The organism is Dokdonella sp. (genome assembly GCF_035511235.1).
Taxonomy (GTDB): domain Bacteria; phylum Pseudomonadota; class Gammaproteobacteria; order Xanthomonadales; family Rhodanobacteraceae; genus Dokdonella.
Genome location: NZ_DATKFQ010000021.1, coordinates 65,216 through 83,177 on the forward strand (window position 1 = coordinate 65,216; position 17,962 = coordinate 83,177).

At 72.2% G+C, this 17,962-nt stretch carries 16 protein-coding genes; 13 read left to right on the top strand and 3 right to left on the bottom strand.

What is annotated here, in order from left to right; genetic code table 11:
• The first annotated feature begins 42 nt into the window (after window positions 1–42).
• The 6 genes from VMR06_RS10160 to VMR06_RS10185 all read left to right on the top strand — a co-directional run bounded on the left by VMR06_RS10160 (window position 43) and on the right by VMR06_RS10185 (window position 7,577).
• Window positions 43–1,572: a right-handed parallel beta-helix repeat-containing protein gene (locus VMR06_RS10160; protein ID WP_325375819.1), complete on the top strand. Its 1,530-nt coding sequence runs from the start codon at window positions 43–45 to the stop codon at window positions 1,570–1,572.
• A gap of 198 nt (window positions 1,573–1,770) precedes the next feature.
• Window positions 1,771–3,540, top strand: coding sequence for an ABC transporter ATP-binding protein/permease (locus VMR06_RS10165; RefSeq protein ID WP_325375821.1), 1,770 nt, complete (start codon window positions 1,771–1,773; stop codon window positions 3,538–3,540).
• Window positions 3,541–3,640: 100 nt separating this feature from the next.
• Window positions 3,641–4,360, top strand: coding sequence for a hypothetical protein (locus VMR06_RS10170; RefSeq protein WP_325375823.1), 720 nt, complete (start codon window positions 3,641–3,643; stop codon window positions 4,358–4,360).
• A 20-nt stretch (window positions 4,361–4,380) separates the two neighbouring features.
• A complete protein-coding gene (locus VMR06_RS10175; protein WP_325375825.1) occupies window positions 4,381–5,001 on the top strand; it encodes a hypothetical protein in 621 nt (206 codons plus the stop codon).
• Window positions 5,002–5,095: 94 nt separating this feature from the next.
• Window positions 5,096–6,418: a hypothetical protein gene (locus tag VMR06_RS10180; protein ID WP_325375827.1), complete on the top strand. Its 1,323-nt coding sequence runs from the start codon at window positions 5,096–5,098 to the stop codon at window positions 6,416–6,418.
• 154 nt (window positions 6,419–6,572) lie between these two features.
• A complete protein-coding gene (locus VMR06_RS10185; RefSeq protein ID WP_325375829.1) occupies window positions 6,573–7,577 on the top strand; it encodes an SDR family oxidoreductase in 1,005 nt (334 codons plus the stop codon).
• Between the two features lie 31 nt (window positions 7,578–7,608).
• Here the strand turns inward: VMR06_RS10185 and VMR06_RS10190 are convergent, their stop codons facing one another.
• On the bottom strand, window positions 7,609–7,881 hold the full coding sequence (locus VMR06_RS10190) for a DUF4242 domain-containing protein (RefSeq protein ID WP_325375831.1): 273 nt from the start codon (window positions 7,879–7,881) through the stop codon (window positions 7,609–7,611).
• 135 nt (window positions 7,882–8,016) lie between these two features.
• Window positions 8,017–9,069, bottom strand: coding sequence for a diguanylate cyclase domain-containing protein (locus tag VMR06_RS10195; RefSeq protein WP_325375833.1), 1,053 nt, complete (start codon window positions 9,067–9,069; stop codon window positions 8,017–8,019).
• 284 nt (window positions 9,070–9,353) lie between these two features.
• Here VMR06_RS10195 and VMR06_RS10200 point away from each other — a divergent pair, with 284 nt between their 5' ends.
• From VMR06_RS10200 to VMR06_RS10215, 4 genes are all read left to right on the top strand, one after another.
• Window positions 9,354–10,478 carry a hypothetical protein gene (locus VMR06_RS10200; protein ID WP_325375835.1) on the top strand — a complete coding sequence of 375 codons (1,125 nt, stop codon included), beginning with the start codon at window positions 9,354–9,356 and terminating at the stop codon, window positions 10,476–10,478.
• A gap of 133 nt (window positions 10,479–10,611) precedes the next feature.
• A complete protein-coding gene (locus VMR06_RS10205) occupies window positions 10,612–11,127 on the top strand; it encodes a hypothetical protein (protein WP_325375837.1) in 516 nt (171 codons plus the stop codon).
• A gap of 85 nt (window positions 11,128–11,212) precedes the next feature.
• Window positions 11,213–12,337: a serine hydrolase domain-containing protein gene (locus tag VMR06_RS10210; protein WP_325375839.1), complete on the top strand. Its 1,125-nt coding sequence runs from the start codon at window positions 11,213–11,215 to the stop codon at window positions 12,335–12,337.
• Window positions 12,338–12,437: 100 nt separating this feature from the next.
• The gene (locus VMR06_RS10215) at window positions 12,438–12,941 is read left to right on the top strand and encodes a hypothetical protein (protein WP_325375841.1); all 504 of its coding nucleotides are present in this window, start codon (window positions 12,438–12,440) and stop codon (window positions 12,939–12,941) included.
• Window positions 12,942–12,962: 21 nt separating this feature from the next.
• On the opposite strand, the gene VMR06_RS10220 is transcribed toward VMR06_RS10215, so the two are convergent.
• Window positions 12,963–13,571: a DUF6445 family protein gene (locus VMR06_RS10220; RefSeq protein WP_325375843.1), complete on the bottom strand. Its 609-nt coding sequence runs from the start codon at window positions 13,569–13,571 to the stop codon at window positions 12,963–12,965.
• Between the two features lie 198 nt (window positions 13,572–13,769).
• On the opposite strand from VMR06_RS10220, the gene VMR06_RS10225 reads away from it, so the two are divergent.
• The 3 genes from VMR06_RS10225 to VMR06_RS10235 all read left to right on the top strand — a co-directional run bounded on the left by VMR06_RS10225 (window position 13,770) and on the right by VMR06_RS10235 (window position 17,771).
• Window positions 13,770–16,163 carry an ADOP family duplicated permease gene (locus VMR06_RS10225; protein ID WP_325375845.1) on the top strand — a complete coding sequence of 798 codons (2,394 nt, stop codon included), beginning with the start codon at window positions 13,770–13,772 and terminating at the stop codon, window positions 16,161–16,163.
• A gap of 91 nt (window positions 16,164–16,254) precedes the next feature.
• Entirely contained in the window at window positions 16,255–16,815 is a 561-nt protein-coding gene (locus VMR06_RS10230) for a mechanosensitive ion channel family protein (RefSeq protein WP_325375847.1), read from the top strand.
• Window positions 16,816–16,982: 167 nt separating this feature from the next.
• On the top strand, window positions 16,983–17,771 hold the full coding sequence (locus VMR06_RS10235; RefSeq protein ID WP_325375849.1) for a Crp/Fnr family transcriptional regulator: 789 nt from the start codon (window positions 16,983–16,985) through the stop codon (window positions 17,769–17,771).
• Window positions 17,772–17,962: the final 191 nt, after the last annotated feature.

Below are 17,962 nucleotides of genomic sequence, written 5' to 3' on the forward strand. Positions count from 1 at the left end.
GCTGCGTTTATGCTTCGGTCTCTGTCCGACCGGGAACCGCGCGTGAAACCGATCGCCTCCGCTCGCCACGGCCGCCGGCCGCCACTGACCGCGCTCGCCGCCGCGCTCGCGCTCGGCCTGCCGCTGCCGGCCTCGGCCGATGCCCTCGCCCCGTCCTGGCCGCTCGGCGGCGAACGGCGCGATCAGATGACGCCGCTCAAGATGCAGCGCGAGGCGCTGCGCCGGCTGCGCCGCGCCGATGCACCGGCCGGCGGCGCGACGCGGACGGTCGCCCATTGCGACGACGACGGGCCCGGCTCGCTGCGTGCCGAGGTCGCCGCGGCCGCCGACGGCGACCGCATCGATCTCAGCGCGCTGGCCTGCAGCCGCATCACGCTGACCAGCGGCGCGATCGAGATCGAGGTCGACGGCCTGACGCTGAGCGGCCCGGGGCGCGGACGCCTGGTCATCGACGGCAGCGGCAGCCAGGACCGCGTGCTGATCCATTTCGGCTCGGGCGACCTCGTGATCGAGGACCTGACGATCGCCAACGGCCATCCGATTGCCAGCGGCACGCGCATCGGCTACGGCGGCTGCATCGCCTCGGTCGAGAACGTCGTGCTGACGCGCAGCACGGTCAGCGGCTGCACCGCGCAGGGCGTGGGCAGCTACGGCGGCGGCATCCTGGCCGAGAAGCTGACGATGCGCGAAAGCACGCTGTCGGGCAACGTCGCCTTCGGCGACCATCCGACCAACAGCACGGCGGCCTACGGCGGCGGCGCCTTCGTATACGAGGTCGACATCCAGGACAGCACGATCGCCGACAACCAGGCGCGCGGTACGCACAACCCGCCGCTGACGCGCTGGGAGATCGGCGGCGGCCTGTTCATCGCCGGCGGCGGCACGATCGAGCGCACGACGATCGAGCACAACCTGTCGTATCTGTACGCCGGCGGCCTCGCCAACGAGGACGACGTGATCCTGCGCAACTCGACGGTCTCGGGCAACGTCGCGCGCGACGGCGACGGCGGCGGCCTCCGGATCCGCCGCTTCACCTCGCTGCTGCTCGAGAACTCGACCGTGACCGGCAACAGCGCCGGCACCGCCGGCGGCGGCATCTCGTTCGCGCGCTATGCGCATGCCTCGACGCTGCGCAGTTCGATCGTCGCCGGCAACGCCGCGCCGGTCGCCGCCCAGGCCGATCTGACGACCGTGGATCCGCTGCCGATCGGCGGTTCGCACAACCTGATCCGGCGCGCCTCCGCACTGCTGCAGCTGCCGGCCGATACGCTCGATGCCGACCCGCTGCTGCAGCCGCTCGCCGCCAACGGCGGATACGGCCGTACCCACGGGCTCACGACGCTGAGCCCGGCCTACAACCGCGGCGAGAACAGCGCCGGCCTCGGCAGCGACCAGCGCGGCGCGCCGTGGCAACGCGATGTCGGCGGCGCACCGGACATCGGCGCGCTCGAGCTGCAGCGCGATCCGACGCCGGCCGAGCCGGTGCCGGCGCTGTCGGCCTGGGCGGCCGCGCTGCTCGCCAGCCTGCTGGCCTGGTTCGGCCGGCGCCGGTACTCGCAGCGGCCGCACTGACGGTGCCCGCTCGCTTCGCGGTGCCGGCGATTTCGGCACGTTCCACCCGGATGGTCCGCGGCTGCGCGGTTGACTCCTCCGGGGATGCCTCCATCTGGAACGGCTCCGCGAGCGGCCAGCGATGACTCACGCCTTGTTCCCGATCTCTGCGAGCGCCCCGTGCGCGACCCGCCGCCGACGCGCGGCGGCCGAGGAGCGATGAACGCACCCGGCGGCGTGCTCGACGTAGCCCGCCGGCTCTGGCCGGAGGTCTGGACGCACCGGCGCCGCGTCGGCGTCGCGCTGGCGTTCCTGGTCGCGGCCAAGCTCGCCGCGATCGGTGTGCCGCTGCTGCTCAAGCAACTGGTCGATACGCTCGACCGCACGCCGGCGCCACTGGCGGTGCCGCTCGGCCTGCTGATCGGCTACGGCGCGCTGCGCCTGGCCACGACGCTGTTCCAGGAGCTGCGCCAAGTGGTGTTCGCGCGCGTGCTGGCGCGCACCTCGCGGCAGCTCACGCTGCGCGCGTTCGAACATCTGCACGCGCTGAGCCTGCGCTTCCACCTGGGCCGCCGCACCGGCGCGGTCGCGCGCGACGTCGAGCGCGGCATGACCGCGGTGTCGGACCTGCTCGACTGGACGCTGTACACGATCCTGCCGACCCTGCTCGAGGTCACCCTGGTCTGCAGCTTCCTGATCGTGCGCTACGACTGGACGTTCGCGCTGATCACGCTGTCGACGCTGGGCGCCTACATCGCCTACACGTTCGCGGTCACCGAATGGCGAATCCGCTACTACCGCGCAGCCAAGGACTCGGACACCGAAGCCAACGCGCGCGCGGTCGATTCGCTGCTGAACTACGAGACCGTCAAGTACTTCGGCAACGAGCAGCACGAGCTGCGCCGCTACGACGCCAGCCTGATCGGCTACGAGAACGCGACCGTCAAGAGCCTGAAGACGCTGGCCCTGCTCAACGTCGGCCAGTCGGCGATCGTCGGCATCGGCCTGACCCTGCTGCTGTGGCGCGCCGCGGCCGGCGTGGTGGCCGGCACGATGAGCCTGGGCGATCTGGTCCTGGTCAACGCGTTCCTGCTGCAGCTGTCGGTGCCGCTGAACTACCTCGGCATGGTCTACCGCGAGGTCAAGCAGGCGCTGGTCAACATCGAGCGCATGTTCGAGCTGATCGCCGAACCGCAGGAGGTCGGCGACCTGCCCGGCGCGCCGGCGCTGGCGGTGCGCGGCGCCGAGGTGCGCTTCGAGCACGTGGACTTCGGCTACGAGGCGGCGCGGCCGATCCTGCACGACGTCGATTTCACGATCCCGGCCGGCCACACGGTGGCCGTGGTCGGCACCAGCGGCGCCGGCAAGTCGACGCTGGCGCGCCTGCTGTTCCGCTTCTACGACCCGACCGGCGGGCGCATCACGATCGACGGCCAGGACATCCGCGCGGTCACGCAGGACTCGCTGCGCCGCGCGATCGGCATCGTCCCGCAGGACACCGTGCTGTTCAACGACAGCATCTACTACAACATCGCCTACGGACGCCCCGACGCGACGCGCGAGGAGGTCGTCGCGGCGGCGCGTTCGGCGCACATCCATGATTTCGTCGCATCGCTGCCGGACGGCTACGACACCCCGGTCGGCGAGCGCGGACTGAAGCTGTCCGGCGGCGAGAAACAGCGCGTCGCGATCGCACGGACCGTGCTCAAGAACCCCTCGATCCTGGTCTTCGACGAGGCGACCAGCGCGCTCGACACGCGTACCGAGAAGTCGATCCAGGCCGAACTCGCCGCGATCGCGCGCGAACGCACGACGCTGATCATCGCGCACCGGCTGTCGACGATCGTCCACGCCGACCGCATCATCGTGCTCGATCACGGCCGCATCGTCGAAAGCGGCAGCCATGCCGAGCTGCTCGCGCGCGGCGGCCGCTACGCCCAGCTCTGGGCGCTGCAACAGCGCGAACGCGCCTCGGCCGCACCCGCCTGAGACGGGGCGCCGCGGCCGCGCCCGCGCTGCGACGTCCGCCACGACGCAGCGGCGATCGCGGCGCTATGATCCGCGGCCCTTCGTCGCACCGGAGTAGCCGATGCCTGCGTGTCCGCGCCCGGGATGGGCGATCGCCGTCCTGAGCGCACTGAGTCTGTCCGCCTGTGAACGCCCGGCGCCGCCGGCCGCGACCACCCCCACCGACTGCCTGACCCGCGCCGCGGCCGATCCTCCGGTCCTGCCGTGGACCTCGCTGCACGCGCGCGAGCTGGCCGGCGCGCCGCTCGACGCGAGCGGCCGCGACTGCATCGCCGGCGTGCTCGGCGCCACCCGTTTCGCGGCGCCGCAGGCCTACGATGCCGATGCCGCAGCGGCGCAGCGGCTGCCCGGCGAGGACGCCGATCTGCGACTGGGCCCGCCGCCGCTGGCGCGCGGCCGGCTGGTCCGCCTCGATTCGGCTGCCGATCGCGGCATCTGGCTGCTGCGCATCGAGACCGGCCCGGAAACGGCAGGCGGGCGCTACGATCTGCTGTTCACGACCGGCGCCGACGGCCGTCTGCGCGACACCGTGCTGATCGGCGCCGACCGCGCGCACTATCGGCGCGACGCGAATCTGCTGCGTGCCGACCGCTTCGCGGTGATCGAGCAGACCGGCGACGAGCAGGCGCACCGCCCGACCTATGCGGCCGCCTTCACGATCGACCGCGACGGCCGCATCGCGCTCGACCCGTCCGGCACCGCCGAACTGCGGGCCGCGCTGCCGCCTGCGGTACCGGCCGGAACCGGCGAGCCGGACGCCGCCGGCCGCAGCGGCGGCTGAACGTGGCCGGCGCGCGCCTCATGCAGCCGCCGGCCGCGCGCCTCGCCGCCGCCCTGCCCGACTCGATCACCGCGGCGATCTTCCTGTCGCTGTGGATCGCGCCGCTGTGGCTCGGTCGCGGCGGCGTGCGCAACGCGATGCTGGTGATGCTGGTCGAGTTCATCCTCGTGCACGCCTCGGTGTTCCTCGGTTCGGCCGTGCTGAGTACGGCGTCGACCGCACGCCGCCTCGCGACGCTGCTCGGCTTCACGCTGTTCTACGGCCTGTTCGTCGCCGCGTTCGCGCTCGCGTTCAAGGCCTGGTGGCCGTTCGCGGCCTTCGCCTGGCTGCTGGTCGGCAAGGCGACGATCGCGCTCGACTGCAGCCGCAGTGCACCGCAGCGCCTGCGCCGCATGCAGTCCGAGCAGGGACTGGCGACGATCGCGTATCTCGGCGGCGTGTTCGCGACGACGCTGCTGCCGCTGCCGCGGCTCGGCCTCGGTGCGGAGGTCGTGCCCCAGCTCGGCCTGCCCGGCGGCGGCCTCTGGGTCGACCGGCCGCATACGGTGATCGCGTTCGGCGTGTTCTATTTCGGCCTGCTGGCCTGGTCGAAATGGCGCGACTGGTCGCTGCCGCCCGCCAAGCCGCCGGCGCCGGCCTGAGCGGTCCCCGGCACGCCGCCGCCCCGCCCGCCTTCGGCTCGGCTTAAGCTGCGCTCGGCTAGGTTCGGTTCACCATCGCCGCGAGGTTCCTGCCATGCGCCGAGCCGGCCTGTGTGCCCTTTCGCTCGCAATTGCGAGCAGCGCCCTCGCCGAGGGCCTGCACGACCCGGACGTCCGGCTGGCCCAGGTCCGGACCGACTACGTGGCACCCGACGAGGGCACCGCGGCCAACCCGCTGACGATCGTGCATCCGTGCCTGTGGCCGGACGGCACGCCGGGCCTGCTGGTGCCGTGCTTCGCCGGTCCGGACGTGTTCGCGCGCAGCAACGCCTATCGCTTCCCGGGGCTGGCACCGCTCTCGCCGCGGCACTGGCTGCTGCTGCTCAACAACGAGCCGTGGATCGCGCCCGGCAACTCCGGTCCGCCGGACCAGTCGCTGCCGCGCGCGCTGCCGGGCACCGGCGTCATGGGCTTCGCCGCATCGCCGGCCTTGAGCCTCGCCGACGGCCTGTACTGGCGCTTCCATCTGGCGCTGAGCCATCTGCACGACAACCCGGTCGGTCCGTACGCGATCCCTTTCCTGTCGATCGGCGCGGCCGCCGCGCGCGGCAACGGCGGCCCGGTCGGCGCGCTCAACGATCCGGAGCGTCCTCACGTCGTGCGCTTCCATTCGCGCCTCGATGCGGTGTTCGGCTCGACGCCCGATCAGCTGTGGACGCTCAGCCATTTCCTGTGGACGACCGCCGACTGGGGCGGCAAGCCGCGCATGGCCTTCGTGCATCTCTACCACGCCGGCTATCTGCACGACGGCTCGCCGTTCGAGTTCTCGACGCCGACCAGCCCGGGCGGCATCAGCCGCTGGAACTGGCCGATCGCCGAGTCGGCGCTGTTCCCGGGCGCCGAGGTCGCGTTCATCGACGCCGAGGACACGCAGGTCCACTGCGGCTTCGAGACGCCGGCGCTGACCGCCCCCGGACAGACGCTCGAGGCCGAGATCGATCTGCAGGCGCTGTATCGCTGCCTCAGCGATCTCGGCTTCTACGACGAGCCGATGCCGGAGCAGGACGTGGTGCCGATCACCGGCGTGCACTGGGCCAACGAGCTGACCGGCGAACGCGTCGCGATCGCGGCCACGGTCTGGGGCATCGACGTCGTCAGCGCCGCCGAGGCGGCTGCGAAGCGCGACGGAGCCGGTCCGGACTTCGGACAGGTCGTGCCGGGTGCCGAGACCGCGCAGATCGTCGCCGGACTCGAACGCGCGTGCGAGGCCGACCTGAGCTGCCGCACCCGGCGCGCGATGACCCCACAGCAGCCGCAGCCGGACAGCGGCCGCGCCGCCGGGCCCGCGCAGCTGCAGGCGCGGCCGGAACAGCCCGCCTTCCGTTCGCGTGCGGTGGTGCCGCTGCGCAATCGGTGATGAACGCCGCGCCGCGACCGGCGCCGCATTCACGGCCCAGCGCGACGGACGCAGGCACAGTCCTCGCCAGTGCGGCCGACGCGCGGCGCCCGGCATCAGGGCGACGCATTCGCGCGACGGACCGACGCCTTCACGTCGCCACCGGAGAGATGCCATGTCCCCTGCCCGTTCCGCCGCCTCGCGCACCCGTGCCACTGCCGCCGAACAACGGCGCATCCAGGACAAGACCGACCAGCGCAAGCCGAGCACCGGCAAGGCGGCGAAGAAGGGTGCCGGCAAGCCGCCCAAGCCGGTCCAGGCCGGGCCGCGCCGCCAGCCGGCCAATCCGCTGCCGGAGCAGCATCTGCGCAAGCCCGGCAGGGAGTCCGATCTGAGTCCGGCGCCGCGCTTCGATGCGCCGGACTATCGCGGCAGCGGCAAGCTCGAAGGCCGCGTCGCGCTGATCACCGGCGGCGACTCAGGCATCGGCCGCGCCGTCGCCGTGCTGTTCGCGCGCGAAGGCGCCGACGTCGCGATCGCCTATCTGTGCGAGGACGCCGATGCCGACGCGACCGCCGCCAGCGTCGAACGCGAAGGCCGCCGCTGCCTGCGCCTGCGCGGCGACGTCACCGAGATGGCGTTCTGCGAGAAAGCGGTCAAGCGCACGCTCGACAGGTTCGGCCGGCTCGACGTTCTGGTCAACAACGCGGCGTTCCAGGAACACGCCGAGTCGATCGAGGCGCTCAGCCTCGAGCACTTCGATCTGACCGTGCGCACCAATCTCTACGGCTACTTCCAGATGGCCAAGGCGGCCCTGCCGCATCTGCCCAAGGGCGGTTCGATCATCAATACCGGCTCGGTGACCGGCATCGCCGGCAGCAGCCAGCTGCTCGACTACTCGGCGACCAAGGGCGCGATCCATGCGCTGACCAAGTCGCTCGCCAGCAACGTGATCGACCGCGGCATCCGCGTCAACGCGGTCGCGCCGGGACCGGTCTGGACGCCGCTCAATCCGGCCGACCGGCCGGCCGAGGAAGTGGCCAAGTTCGGCCAGGACACCGACATGCACCGGCCGGCGCAGCCGGAGGAGATCGCGCCGGCCTACGTGTTCCTGGCCGCACCGGCGTGCTCGAGCTACATCACCGGCATCGTGCTGCCGATCACCGGCAGCGTCGGCTGAGCGCGACGGGTCGCGCGCCGCGCGCGGGGGCTCACTCGGACGTGGTCGGATCGATCACGCTGCGCACGCGCGCGACGCTGTTGGCCGGAAAGCCGCCACGGCTGGCGTGCTCGCGCACCGTCGCCTCGTCCGGCGCGATGTAGAGGCAGTAGATCTTGTCGTCGGTGACGTAGCTGTGCAGCCACTGGATCTGCGGCCCCATCTCGCCGAGCACGCCGCAGGACTTCTGCGAGATCGCCTGCAGGTCCTGCGCCGACAGCTGGCCGGCGCCGGGCAGTTCACGTTCGATGACGAATTTGGGCATGGCCGTTCCTCGTGTGGGGAGCGGCATTGTGCGCCAGCCTGGCGCGGTCGCGCTCGCCGCAGGGCAGCATGCGCCGCGCATGGAGGCGTCGTGGCAGCGACAGCGCAGTGGCGCGCGGCCTGAGGCTGCACCGGTTCAAGCATCGAGCGCAGCGTGCCGGCGCGACCGCTGCGCAGTCCGCGCGACGACGCGATCGCGGCCGCGCGCCTTGGCCGCGTACAGCGCGCGATCGGCGACCGCGATCAGGCTGCTCGGCAGCCCCGCACCATGCGGCCGTACCGCCGCGACGCCGACGCTGACGGTCAGCCACGGTGCGACCGGCGACGCCGGATGGGCCAGTCCGCGCGAGCGCACCTGCCGGCACAGCCGGTCGCCGAACCGGCGCGCCTCGCCCGCATCGGCGCCCGGCAGCACGATCGCGAACTCCTCGCCGCCGTAGCGCGCGACCAGAGCCTCGGTGCCGGCGAAGACCTGCTCGCACACTCGTGCGACCTCGCGCAGGCATTCGTCGCCGTAGAGGTGTCCGCAGGCGTCGTTGAGCCGCTTGAAGCAGTCCGCGTCGACCAGCAGCAGGGCCAGCCAGCAGCGCTCGCGCGCGTGCCGGCACCAGGCCTCGTCGAGGTGCGCGTCGAAGCAGCGGCGGTTGGCGATGCCAGTCAGCCCGTCGCTCATCGATAGCTGCCGCAGCTTGCGATTGGCCTGTTCGAGCTCGAGCACGACGCGCGCCAGATGGATCGTGCCGGCGATCTGCGCGGCGACCGCGTCGAACATGCGGCGCACCCCGGCCGTGAAGAAGCCGGCCTGCGTGCTCTCGAGATTGAGCACGCCGTGCAGGCGGTCGCGGTGTCGGATCGGCACCAGGTATTCGGACCGCACGTCGCGATGACCCGGCACGTAGTCCGGATCGCGCCGCACGTCGGCGATCAGCTGGGCGCGGCCGCTGCGCGCGCAGCGGCCGGCGGCGCCGACCGTCACCGGCCAGGGCAGCGTGCCCGGCAGCGCAAGGTCGATGCGACCGGCCCAGACCTCCTGGACGAAATGGCCGCCGTCACCGTCGAGCAGGATGATGCTGGCGATCGCGACCGGCAGCCGTGCGGCGAGGCAGTCGACGATGCGCTGCAGGATCGCCGGCAGATCCTCGCCCTGCGCCGCTTCGCCGGATACCTGCGCGAGGATCTCGGCGAACACGCCGCCGCGCGCCGCCGCAGCGTCCCCGCCGCGCCTGATCCGGTCCGCCCCGCGCGTGCCGCGACCACTTCCGCTCATGCTCTCCCCAGCGCACTGCGTTCCCGTCAGACGGCGCCAGTCTACGACGCATGGACGCCGACCGATCGCCGCTGCATGACAGGAACCGTCCCGCCATTGCGTATTCGATCCGTAGTGGGAGCGCCGACGGCGGCACAGCGCACCGGATGCCGCCGTGGTCCGCGCCGCACCCACCCGTTTCCACGGCCCTTACACGAGGATCGATCATGCATGCCATCCATCGGGCAGTCGCCGTCGCCGCCTGTGCCGCCGCGCTCGCGGTACCGCGCCCCGGCTGGGCCGACGTCTACTGCGTCGGCACGGCCGACGAGCTGCGGCAGGCGCTCGGCGCCGCGGCGGCGTCCGCGGCCGACGACCAGATCCGTCTGCGCGCCGGCACCTATGCCGCGACGCAGACCTTCACCTACCCGGCCGCGACCTCCGGCTGGCTCGAACTCAGCGGCGGCTGGATCGACGAGGCCGGCGTGCCGTGCGCGCGCACGTCGCAGCGCGCCGGCGACACCGTGCTCGACGGCCTCGGCGAGCGCCAGGTGTTCAATCTGTTCTACAACCCCAAGGTGCCGCCGGCGACGGCCCCGCGCTTCGCGCTGGCGCATCTGAGCGTGCGCGACGGCCTCGGCGCCGGCTTCACGCGCGGCGGCGGCCTGGCGCTGCAGTCCAACAGCGAGGGGCCGGTCGAGATCTGGCTCGACAACGTCGCGGTCACCGGCAGCCGCGGCTATTTCGGCGGCGGCGCCCATCTGTATCTGAAGAAGGGCCTGCTGCGGATCGCCAATTCGCTGTTCGCGAACAACGAATCGCCCGAGTCCGCTTACGGCCATGCCGCGATCACGGTGCTCGGCGGCGAGACCGCGTATTCGGTGCTGATCGTCAACAGCACCTTCGTCGGCGGCCGCTGCCCGGGCCAGGGTACGCGCGGCTGCGGCATCGGCGGCGCCCTCGGCGCGGGCGCGCATATGGGCGTCGTCAACAGCGTGTTCGCCGACAACGCGCTGTCGGACGTGTCGATCGAAGGCCTCGCCGTGATCGGGCTCGGCAGCGGCAGCGCCGCCTTCGACCACAGCCGCATTCCGGTCAGCAGCGGCAATATCGCACCACAGGTGTCGGCAGCGATCGAGGACGAGCCGCGCTTCGTCGGCCCGGCGGACTTCCGTCTCGCCGACGACTCGCCGCTGCTCGATCGCGGGCGCGGCCTGATCCCGATCTTTCCGCTCGGTGATGCCGACCTCGACGGCCGGCCGCGCCTGCGCTATGCGGCGCTCGATCCGGGCGCCTACGAGAACCAGTCCTGGGACACCCTGCTCGCCGACGATTTCGAGCCGCAGGACTGAACGTGCGGCAGCGTCGCCGCCGGCCGGTGCCGGCGGCGCGGCACCGCGGCGCGCGGGCCGCACGGCCACGCTGCCGCGATGTCCCGGATGCGCGCCGCGCTGCGTATCCGAAGCATCCCATCAGGAGACGCACATGACCGCTGCCCGCCTCGCTCCTTTGCTCGCCCTCGTCTTGCTGGGGGCCGCCGCGGCGGTGTCCGCCGATACGCCGCAGCAGTTCAGTGCACGCGTCGGCGATGCCGTCTTCACCAGCGACGACGACGGCATCACGCTGATCCCGATCGGCAGCCGCTTCACGCTGAGCGCATCCACCGCCGGCGCCAGCGCCTATCCGCCGCCGAAGACCCGCATCGACCGGCTGTCGATCGTCTGCGACGGCTTCGTGCCGGGCCAGCCGTTCCGCCTCGACGCCGCGGCGTTCTCGCGCAGCACCTGCGATGTCCGCTACGTCTACGGCACGCGGCCGTTCGGCGAGGCGCCCGAGGCCGAGTACCCGCTCGACACGTCCAGCGACGACCAGCTGTTCGAGGTCACGGCGGCCCGCGGCAAGGTCATCGAGGGCCGCTTCCGCTTCCAGCTGCGCGACGCGGCCGGCCGGCGCCTGCCGGTCGTCGACGGCCGCTTCGTCGCCGAGGACCGGCAGTACTGAACGCGGCGGGTCGGCGCAACCGCCCGCATCGTCTGCGTATCTGCGTCTGCGCCGCGACCTGCGGCGTGATGGCGAGGTGGCCCCGATGCAGACGCGCGACCAATCCTTACCCGCATCAACGGCGCGGCGGCGCCTGATCGGACTGGCCCTGGCGGCACCGGCGGCGCTCACGCTCGGCGCCGCCGAGGCCGGACCGGCCGAACGCGACGGCGATCCGATCGCCGCCCTGGCGGCCGAAGGCGACTTCAGCGGCTCGATCCTGGTGCGCAGCCGCGGCGAGGTCGTCTATGCACGCAGCTTCGGGCTGGCCAGCCGCGCGTTCGCGGTCGCCAACACGCTGCGCATGCGCCATCCGATCGCCTCGATCACCAAGACGTTCACGGCGACGCTGATCCTGGATCTGCACGAGCGCGGCCAGCTCGACCTGCACCGGCCGGTCGTGGCGTATCTGCCGGAGTTCCGCCGCGAGGGCACCGCCGCGATCACCGCGCATCATCTGCTGAACCACACCGCCGGCCTGCCGAACTTCGACGCCGGCAACAGCCTCGAGCGCGCGCTCAGCGAGGGCCTGCCGGCCTACCAGCGGCCGATGACGCGCGCGCAGCTGTTCGAACGCGCCTGCAGCGGCGCGCCGGTCGCGGCGCCGGGAACCGCGTTCGACTACAACAATGGCGACTACATCGTGCTCGGCGCGCTGATCGAGCGCCTGCACGGCCGGCCGTTCGAGGCGGTGCTGGCCGGCCGCATCCTCGAGCCGCTCGGCTTGGCCGACACCGGCCTGCTGCGCCAGTCCGACGTGATCGAACGGCTCGCGACCGGCTATTTCTATCGCGACGACCTGTCCGCCTTCGTCAACGACCTGCCGGCCTATCCCGAAAACTGGTATGCCGCCGGCGCGATGTACTCGACCGTCGGCGATCTGCTCGCCTTCGCCGACGCGCTGTTCGGCGGCCGCGTGATCGGCCCGCCGGCGCTGGCGCTGATGCTGAAGCCGGGCCTGGACGACTACGGCTACGGCCTGTGGTCGTACACGATCAAGATCGGCCAGCGCCGCTCGCGCGTCGCCAAGCGCCCGGGCCGGATCATGGGCGCGCAGGGCCAGCTGTTCCGGATGCTCGACGAGGATGTCACCGTGGTGCTGCTGAGCAATGCGGCGCGCGGCGACCTGGACGCGCTGGTCGCACGGATCGGCCGCCTCTACGCGGCCTGACCGGCCGCGCCGGGCAGCGACCGCCGCGCCGGCGGAACTGCGTCACGCATTGCCGGGCGAACGGCGGTCTAGCATGATCGCCGCCGAGGAGGGGATGCGCATGCTCGACACCGCCGTACCGGTCAAGACCGCCAGTGGCCGCAGCGAGATCGCCGATCGCCGGCATGCGCTCGGCGCGCGGCAGCGCATGCTGCTGATCGCGATCAACGGCGAGCAGACCGTGCGCGAGATCCGCGAGCGCTTCGGTTCGCTCGGCGACGTCGACATGCTGCTGGCCGAGCTGGCGACGGCCGATCTGATCGACGTCGCCGGTACGCCGGCGGCACCCGCCGCCACCGTATCGGGCCGGGCCGCCGCTACGCAGTCCGGCGCGAGCGAGCCCGAATCGCCGATCGCACAGGCGCGCCAGTTCATCAACGACAGCGTGGTCGCGCATCTGGGCCTGCGCGCGTTTCTGTTCACGCTGAAGATCGAGCGCTGCTATTCGAAGGATGCCCTGCTCGATCTGCTGCCCGAGTACCGGCGCGTGCTCGGCAAGGCCGTCACGCCGGCCGAGGTCACCGCGCTCAGCCAGCGCGCCGAGCTGCTGATCGCGCGGATCTGAGCGCCGGCGGCGGCCGCGCGTTCATTCCGGCCCGGCACCGAAGAACATCAGATAGACCAGCCGGCCGTTCTCGAGCGAATCGCCGAAAGCCGGGCCGGCCGTGTGCCACAGCCACGGTCGCAGCAGGACCAGGCGGTTGAAGCGCATCGGCACCTGCTGGGTCAGTTCCCACTGGCTGTCGTTCATGCCGTCGCGCTCGATGATGTCGCGGTGCATCGCGTCGATCGACGCATAGCCCATCGCGGCCAGCTCGGCGGCGTTGATCGGTCCGCGATCGGTGCCGGTGCGCCGGTGCCGGAAGAACTCGGTGCCGCCGTAGCAGTCCTCGGGCCGGCTGAGGTACAGGATGCCGGACCAGTAGGCCTTGTCGATGTGGACCTTGGCGCGGCCCTGGTCGGCGGCCAGACTGATCCGGCACTTGGCATGCGACTGCAGCGGCGAGATCGGCCGCACCGGTTCGCCGACCAGGCGCGAGACCTGCTGGGACAATCCCGGCAGGGTGATGCGTTCGAGCGAGTTGCGGCCCGGGAACGCGCCGTCCTGCTCCGGATAGGTCAGCTTAAGGGCGGCCTCGCGCAGCTGCTCGGCGCCGTCCAGGAAGTCGTCGACGACGATCAGGGTAGTGTGCATGGGCGCGCAGTCTAGACGTTTCCGCGCCGCCGCGATCGCGGTATCCGGCCGATCCGCCGGCGCGAAAGCGTACGGCGGCGAACGCCGGACCGTCCGTTCGCGGACGCCCGCCTCGCGCCCGGGGGCCATTCCGGCCGAATCGCCGCCATGGCATGGTGCTTGCTCCTTCTTCGTCACCCGACGAACCGGAGCCGAGCCATGCTGCATTCGACGATCGCCGCCTGGCGGAGGCTGCGCCGCCCCGGCAACCGCGGCTACGCATTGGCCGCGCTGGCGACGCTCACCCTTGGCGTGGCATCGGTCGTCACCGTCTACGCGCTGCTGCACCGCGTGCTGCTCGAACCGCTGCCGGTCGCCGACGAGACCACGCTGATGGCGATCTCGGGCCGCAACGATGCACGCGGCGTCACCGGCTTCGCGGTCTCCGAGCCGGACTTCCGCTCCTGGCGCGAAGCGGCCCGCTCGTTCGAATCGATGGCCGCCTACAAGCGCCGCGGCGTCAGCGTGCGCGGCAGCGACGGCGCCGACCGCCTCGACGCGCTGCTGGCGACGCCGCAGCTGGCCGCGGTGCTCGGCGTGGCGCCGCTGCTCGGCCGCAGCCTGCTCGACGATGAGGGCGACCGCGCCTCGGCGCTGCTGATCGCCGCATCGGTCTGGCGCGACCGCTACGCCGCCGATCCCTCGGTGCTCGGCCGCAGCCTGATCGTCGAGGGCCGCGAGCGGACGATCGTTGGCGTGATGCCCGACGACGTCGGCATCGCGACCGATGCCGCGCTGTGGCTGCCGATCGAGTTCACGCCGCGCGAGCAGGACAACCGCGGCGACCGCCGGCTCGACGTCGTCGCGCGGCTCGCGCCCGGCGCCAGCCGCGCGCAGGCCCAGGCCGAGATGGATGCGATCAGCGCCGAGCTGGCACGCCAGTTCCCGCCGAGCAATGCGGATTGGGCCGCCACCGTCGCGCCGCTGCGCGAGCAGCTGGTCGGCGCCGACGAGCGCACGCGGCTGTGGATGCTGCTCGGCGCGGTCGGCCTGCTGCTGCTGGTGACCTGCAGCAATCTGGCCGGCCTGCAGATCGCGCGCGCCGCCGATCGCCAGCACGAGCTCGGGGTCCGCCAGGCGCTTGGCGCCGGCCGCGCGCGGCTGCGCCTGGACGTCGTCGCCGAGACCGCCCTGCTGGTCGCCGCCGGCGCCGCCCTCGCGCTGCCGCTGGCCGCCGCCCTGCTGCGGCTGGCCACGCAGACGCTGCAGGCGAGCCAGCCGCGGCTGGCGACGCTGGCGATCGACCCGCGCGTCGCGGCCACCGCGCTGGCGGCCTGCGCGATCACCGCGCTGGCGTTCGCGGCGATTCCGGCCGCGATCGCCGCGCGCGCGGCACCGACCGCCGCGCTGAACCGGGCGCGCAACGCGCTCGGCCGGCGCAGCGCGCCGCTGCGCGCCGGACTGGTGGTGGTGCAGTTCGCGATCGCGACCGTGCTGCTGAGCGGCGCGCTGGCGCTCGGCGGCCGGCTCTGGACGCTCGCGCATGCCGAACTGGGCTATGCCACCGAGCGCCTGCTGACGGTGCGCATCGCGCTGCCGCGGCTCGACGGCCCGGAGGCCTTCGACGCCCAGCGGCGCGCGCTGGCGACGCTGGCCGACGAGGCGCAGGCGATCCCCGGCGTGCGCAGCGCGACGATCGTCAGCGAGGCGCCGCTCGGCACGGTCGACACGCAGTCGGAAGTCGCGCCGGGGCCGATGCCGGCCGAGGTCTCGCCGCCCGAACGCCGCGTCCAGGCGTCCTGGCGCATCGTCGACGCGTCGTACTTCGAGACCTTCGGCGTGCCGCTGCTGGCCGGGCGCGCATTCGCGCGCGAGGACGAGCCGACCGATCACATCATCCTCGGCCGCAGCGTCGCCGAACGGGTCTTCGGCAGCATCGACGTCGTCGGCCGCATCGTCACGATGGGCAACGGCCAGCGCCGCGAGGTGGTCGGCGTCGCCGAGGACACCTATCAGCGCAACGTCGCCGCCGGTGCGTCGCCGACGGTCTACATGCCGATCACCTGGTATCTGTGGGAGACGATGACGCTGGCCGTGCGTACCGAGAGCGATCCGTCCACGGTGGTCGCGGCGATCCGCGAGCGCGCCGCACGCGTGATGCCGGAGCGTCCGCTCTACGACGTGCGCACGATGGACGAGGCGGTCGCGCTGTCGACCGCGGGCCCGCGCCTGCAGGCGGTGGTGGTCGCGCTGTTCGCGCTCGCCGCGGCGCTGATCGCCGCGGTCGGCATCGGCGCGATCACCGCCTATCTGATCGCGCGGCGCACCGGCGAGCTGGCGCTGCGCTTTGCGCTCGGCGCCTCGCCGCTGCGCGTGCGGCTGCGCGTCCTCGGCGGCGCCGGCGCGCTGGCGGCGGCCGGCGTCGCGCTCGGCGCGCTCGGCCTGCTCGCGTTCGAACGGCTGGGCCTGCAGCGCGACGCCGGCGCCGAGCATCTGCCGGCGGCGTTCGCGGTCAGCGTCGCGGTCCTGCTGACGACCTGTCTCCTTGCCTGCTGGTGGCCGGCACGCCGCGCCGCGCGCATCGACCCGGCGCTCGCGCTGCGCGGCGAGTGAGCACGCGCCGCGCGGATCGGACCGTACCGACCGCGCCCGGACGCGACAGCGCCTGCTAAAATCACGCGCTTTGGCGACGAACACCGGAGCGATGCAGGACCGATTGCCGTTGTGGATGCGCGACTGGTTCGACGTGCTGGTGCCGTCGGTGCAGATCGTGCTGATCGTGCTGGCCGCCTGGTTGTTGCGGGCGTTGGCGCGCCGCCTGATCGGCCGCCTCGGTACCCGCTACGGTTTGCCGCCCGAACTCCTCGTCGGCGCGCGGCGGCTGGTGGGCTTCGTCGTCACGACCGCCGCGCTGCTGGCGGTGCTCGACCGCCTCGGCGTATCCGGCACCGTGCTGTGGACCGCGTTCACGGGCTTTGCCGCCGTCGCGGCGGTGGCGTTCTTCGCCGCCTGGAGCGTGCTGTCCAACATCTTCTGCGCGCTGCTGATCTTCACCGCGCGCCCGTTCCGGCTGCACGATCACATCGAACTGATCGAGAACGGCGAAAAGCCCGGTTTGAAAGGCCGCGTGATCGACATCAATCTGATCTACACCACGCTGCAGGAGATCGACGAGGCCGGCACGGCCCGCACGCTGCAGATACCGAACAGTCTGTTCTTCCAGCGGGTCACGCGCCGCTGGCCCGACGACCCGCGGCGCAGCTAGGCCGGATCACGCGCCGCACTCGGAAACGGCACCTTGCGCGCCTCGCGCGCGAGCCGAGTCTGCCGCCCGATGCCGGCGCGACCGGATCGACGCGACGGACCTCGCGGCCGATCGCGATCGATACTCCGGAGCGCTATCATGAGGCGCTTGCCTCCTGTCAGGGCTCGGTGGGCCGCACGGCGCGCCTCCGCGATGACCGGCACGGAAAAAAGAGCGCTCAGCCTCGCATGGAATCAGACCAGCGCCGGACGATCCCCGTAAGCGACCCGCGCAGCAACGGTCTGCTGGCCGCCTTGCAGGAAGAGGAGTGGCGACGCTGGCATCCGCAGCTCGAGCGGGTCGACATGCCGCTGGGCGCGGTGCTCTACGAATCGGGCGGTCCGCAGAGCCATGTGTACTTTCCGACCAGCTCGATCGTTTCGCTGCTGTACGTCATCGATGACGGCAACTCGGCCGAGATCGCCGTCGTCGGCAACGAGGGCATCGTCGGCATCTCGCTGTTCATGGGTGGGGGTTCCACGCCCAGCCGGGCCATCGTGAAGAGCGCCGGCACAGGCTTCCGTCTGACGGCGCGGGCACTGATGAACGAGTTCGACCGGACCGGACCGGTGATGCACCTGCTGCTGCGCTACACCCAGGCGCTGATCACGCAGATGGCGCAGACGGCGGTATGCAACCGCCACCACTCGCTCGATCAGCAGCTGTGCCGCTGGCTGCTGCTGAGCCTGGATCGCCTGAGCGGCAACGAGCTGGTCGTGACACACGAACTGATCGCGAACATGCTCGGCGTCCGGCGCGAGGGCGTGACCGGGGCAGCCCTCAATCTGCAGAAGGCCGGCCTGATCCGCTATGCGCGCGGACGCATCACCGTGCTCGATCGCAGCGGCCTGGAGGCGCGCACCTGCGAATGCTACGCGGTGGTCAAGCGCGAGTACGACCGCCTGCTGCCGCAATAGGTGCACGGCGCCGCATCTGTCGCGTCGTCCACACGATGTGCCGGACCGGTGAGCCGGCACCGCCCGAAAGGCAGTCGGCATCTGCGCGCGCAGCGAGCGCGCACCGGGGTCTCCTTCGTCACAGGCCTCGAAGGGGGCGCCGCATCGGGCGTGCCCGCCGCCGCAGTGGGGAGGCTTGCGGATCGGTCATG

What these genes read in the sequence shown, in the direction of transcription:
- VMR06_RS10165 (WP_325375821.1), top strand. Translation starts at nt 1,771, where the DNA reads ATGAACGCACCCGGCGGCGTGCTCGACGTAGCCCGCCGGCTCTGGCCG.
- VMR06_RS10170 (WP_325375823.1), top strand. Translation starts at nt 3,641, where the DNA reads ATGCCTGCGTGTCCGCGCCCGGGATGGGCGATCGCCGTCCTGAGCGCA.
- VMR06_RS10175 (WP_325375825.1), top strand. Translation starts at nt 4,381, where the DNA reads ATGCAGCCGCCGGCCGCGCGCCTCGCCGCCGCCCTGCCCGACTCGATC.
- VMR06_RS10180 (WP_325375827.1), top strand. Translation starts at nt 5,096, where the DNA reads ATGCGCCGAGCCGGCCTGTGTGCCCTTTCGCTCGCAATTGCGAGCAGC.
- VMR06_RS10185 (WP_325375829.1), top strand. Translation starts at nt 6,573, where the DNA reads ATGTCCCCTGCCCGTTCCGCCGCCTCGCGCACCCGTGCCACTGCCGCC.
- VMR06_RS10190 (WP_325375831.1), bottom strand. Translation starts at nt 7,881, where the DNA reads ATGCCCAAATTCGTCATCGAACGTGAACTGCCCGGCGCCGGCCAGCTG.
- VMR06_RS10200 (WP_325375835.1), top strand. Translation starts at nt 9,354, where the DNA reads ATGCATGCCATCCATCGGGCAGTCGCCGTCGCCGCCTGTGCCGCCGCG.
- VMR06_RS10205 (WP_325375837.1), top strand. Translation starts at nt 10,612, where the DNA reads ATGACCGCTGCCCGCCTCGCTCCTTTGCTCGCCCTCGTCTTGCTGGGG.
- VMR06_RS10210 (WP_325375839.1), top strand. Translation starts at nt 11,213, where the DNA reads ATGCAGACGCGCGACCAATCCTTACCCGCATCAACGGCGCGGCGGCGC.
- VMR06_RS10215 (WP_325375841.1), top strand. Translation starts at nt 12,438, where the DNA reads ATGCTCGACACCGCCGTACCGGTCAAGACCGCCAGTGGCCGCAGCGAG.
- VMR06_RS10220 (WP_325375843.1), bottom strand. Translation starts at nt 13,571, where the DNA reads ATGCACACTACCCTGATCGTCGTCGACGACTTCCTGGACGGCGCCGAG.
- VMR06_RS10225 (WP_325375845.1), top strand. Translation starts at nt 13,770, where the DNA reads ATGCTGCATTCGACGATCGCCGCCTGGCGGAGGCTGCGCCGCCCCGGC.
- VMR06_RS10230 (WP_325375847.1), top strand. Translation starts at nt 16,255, where the DNA reads ATGCAGGACCGATTGCCGTTGTGGATGCGCGACTGGTTCGACGTGCTG.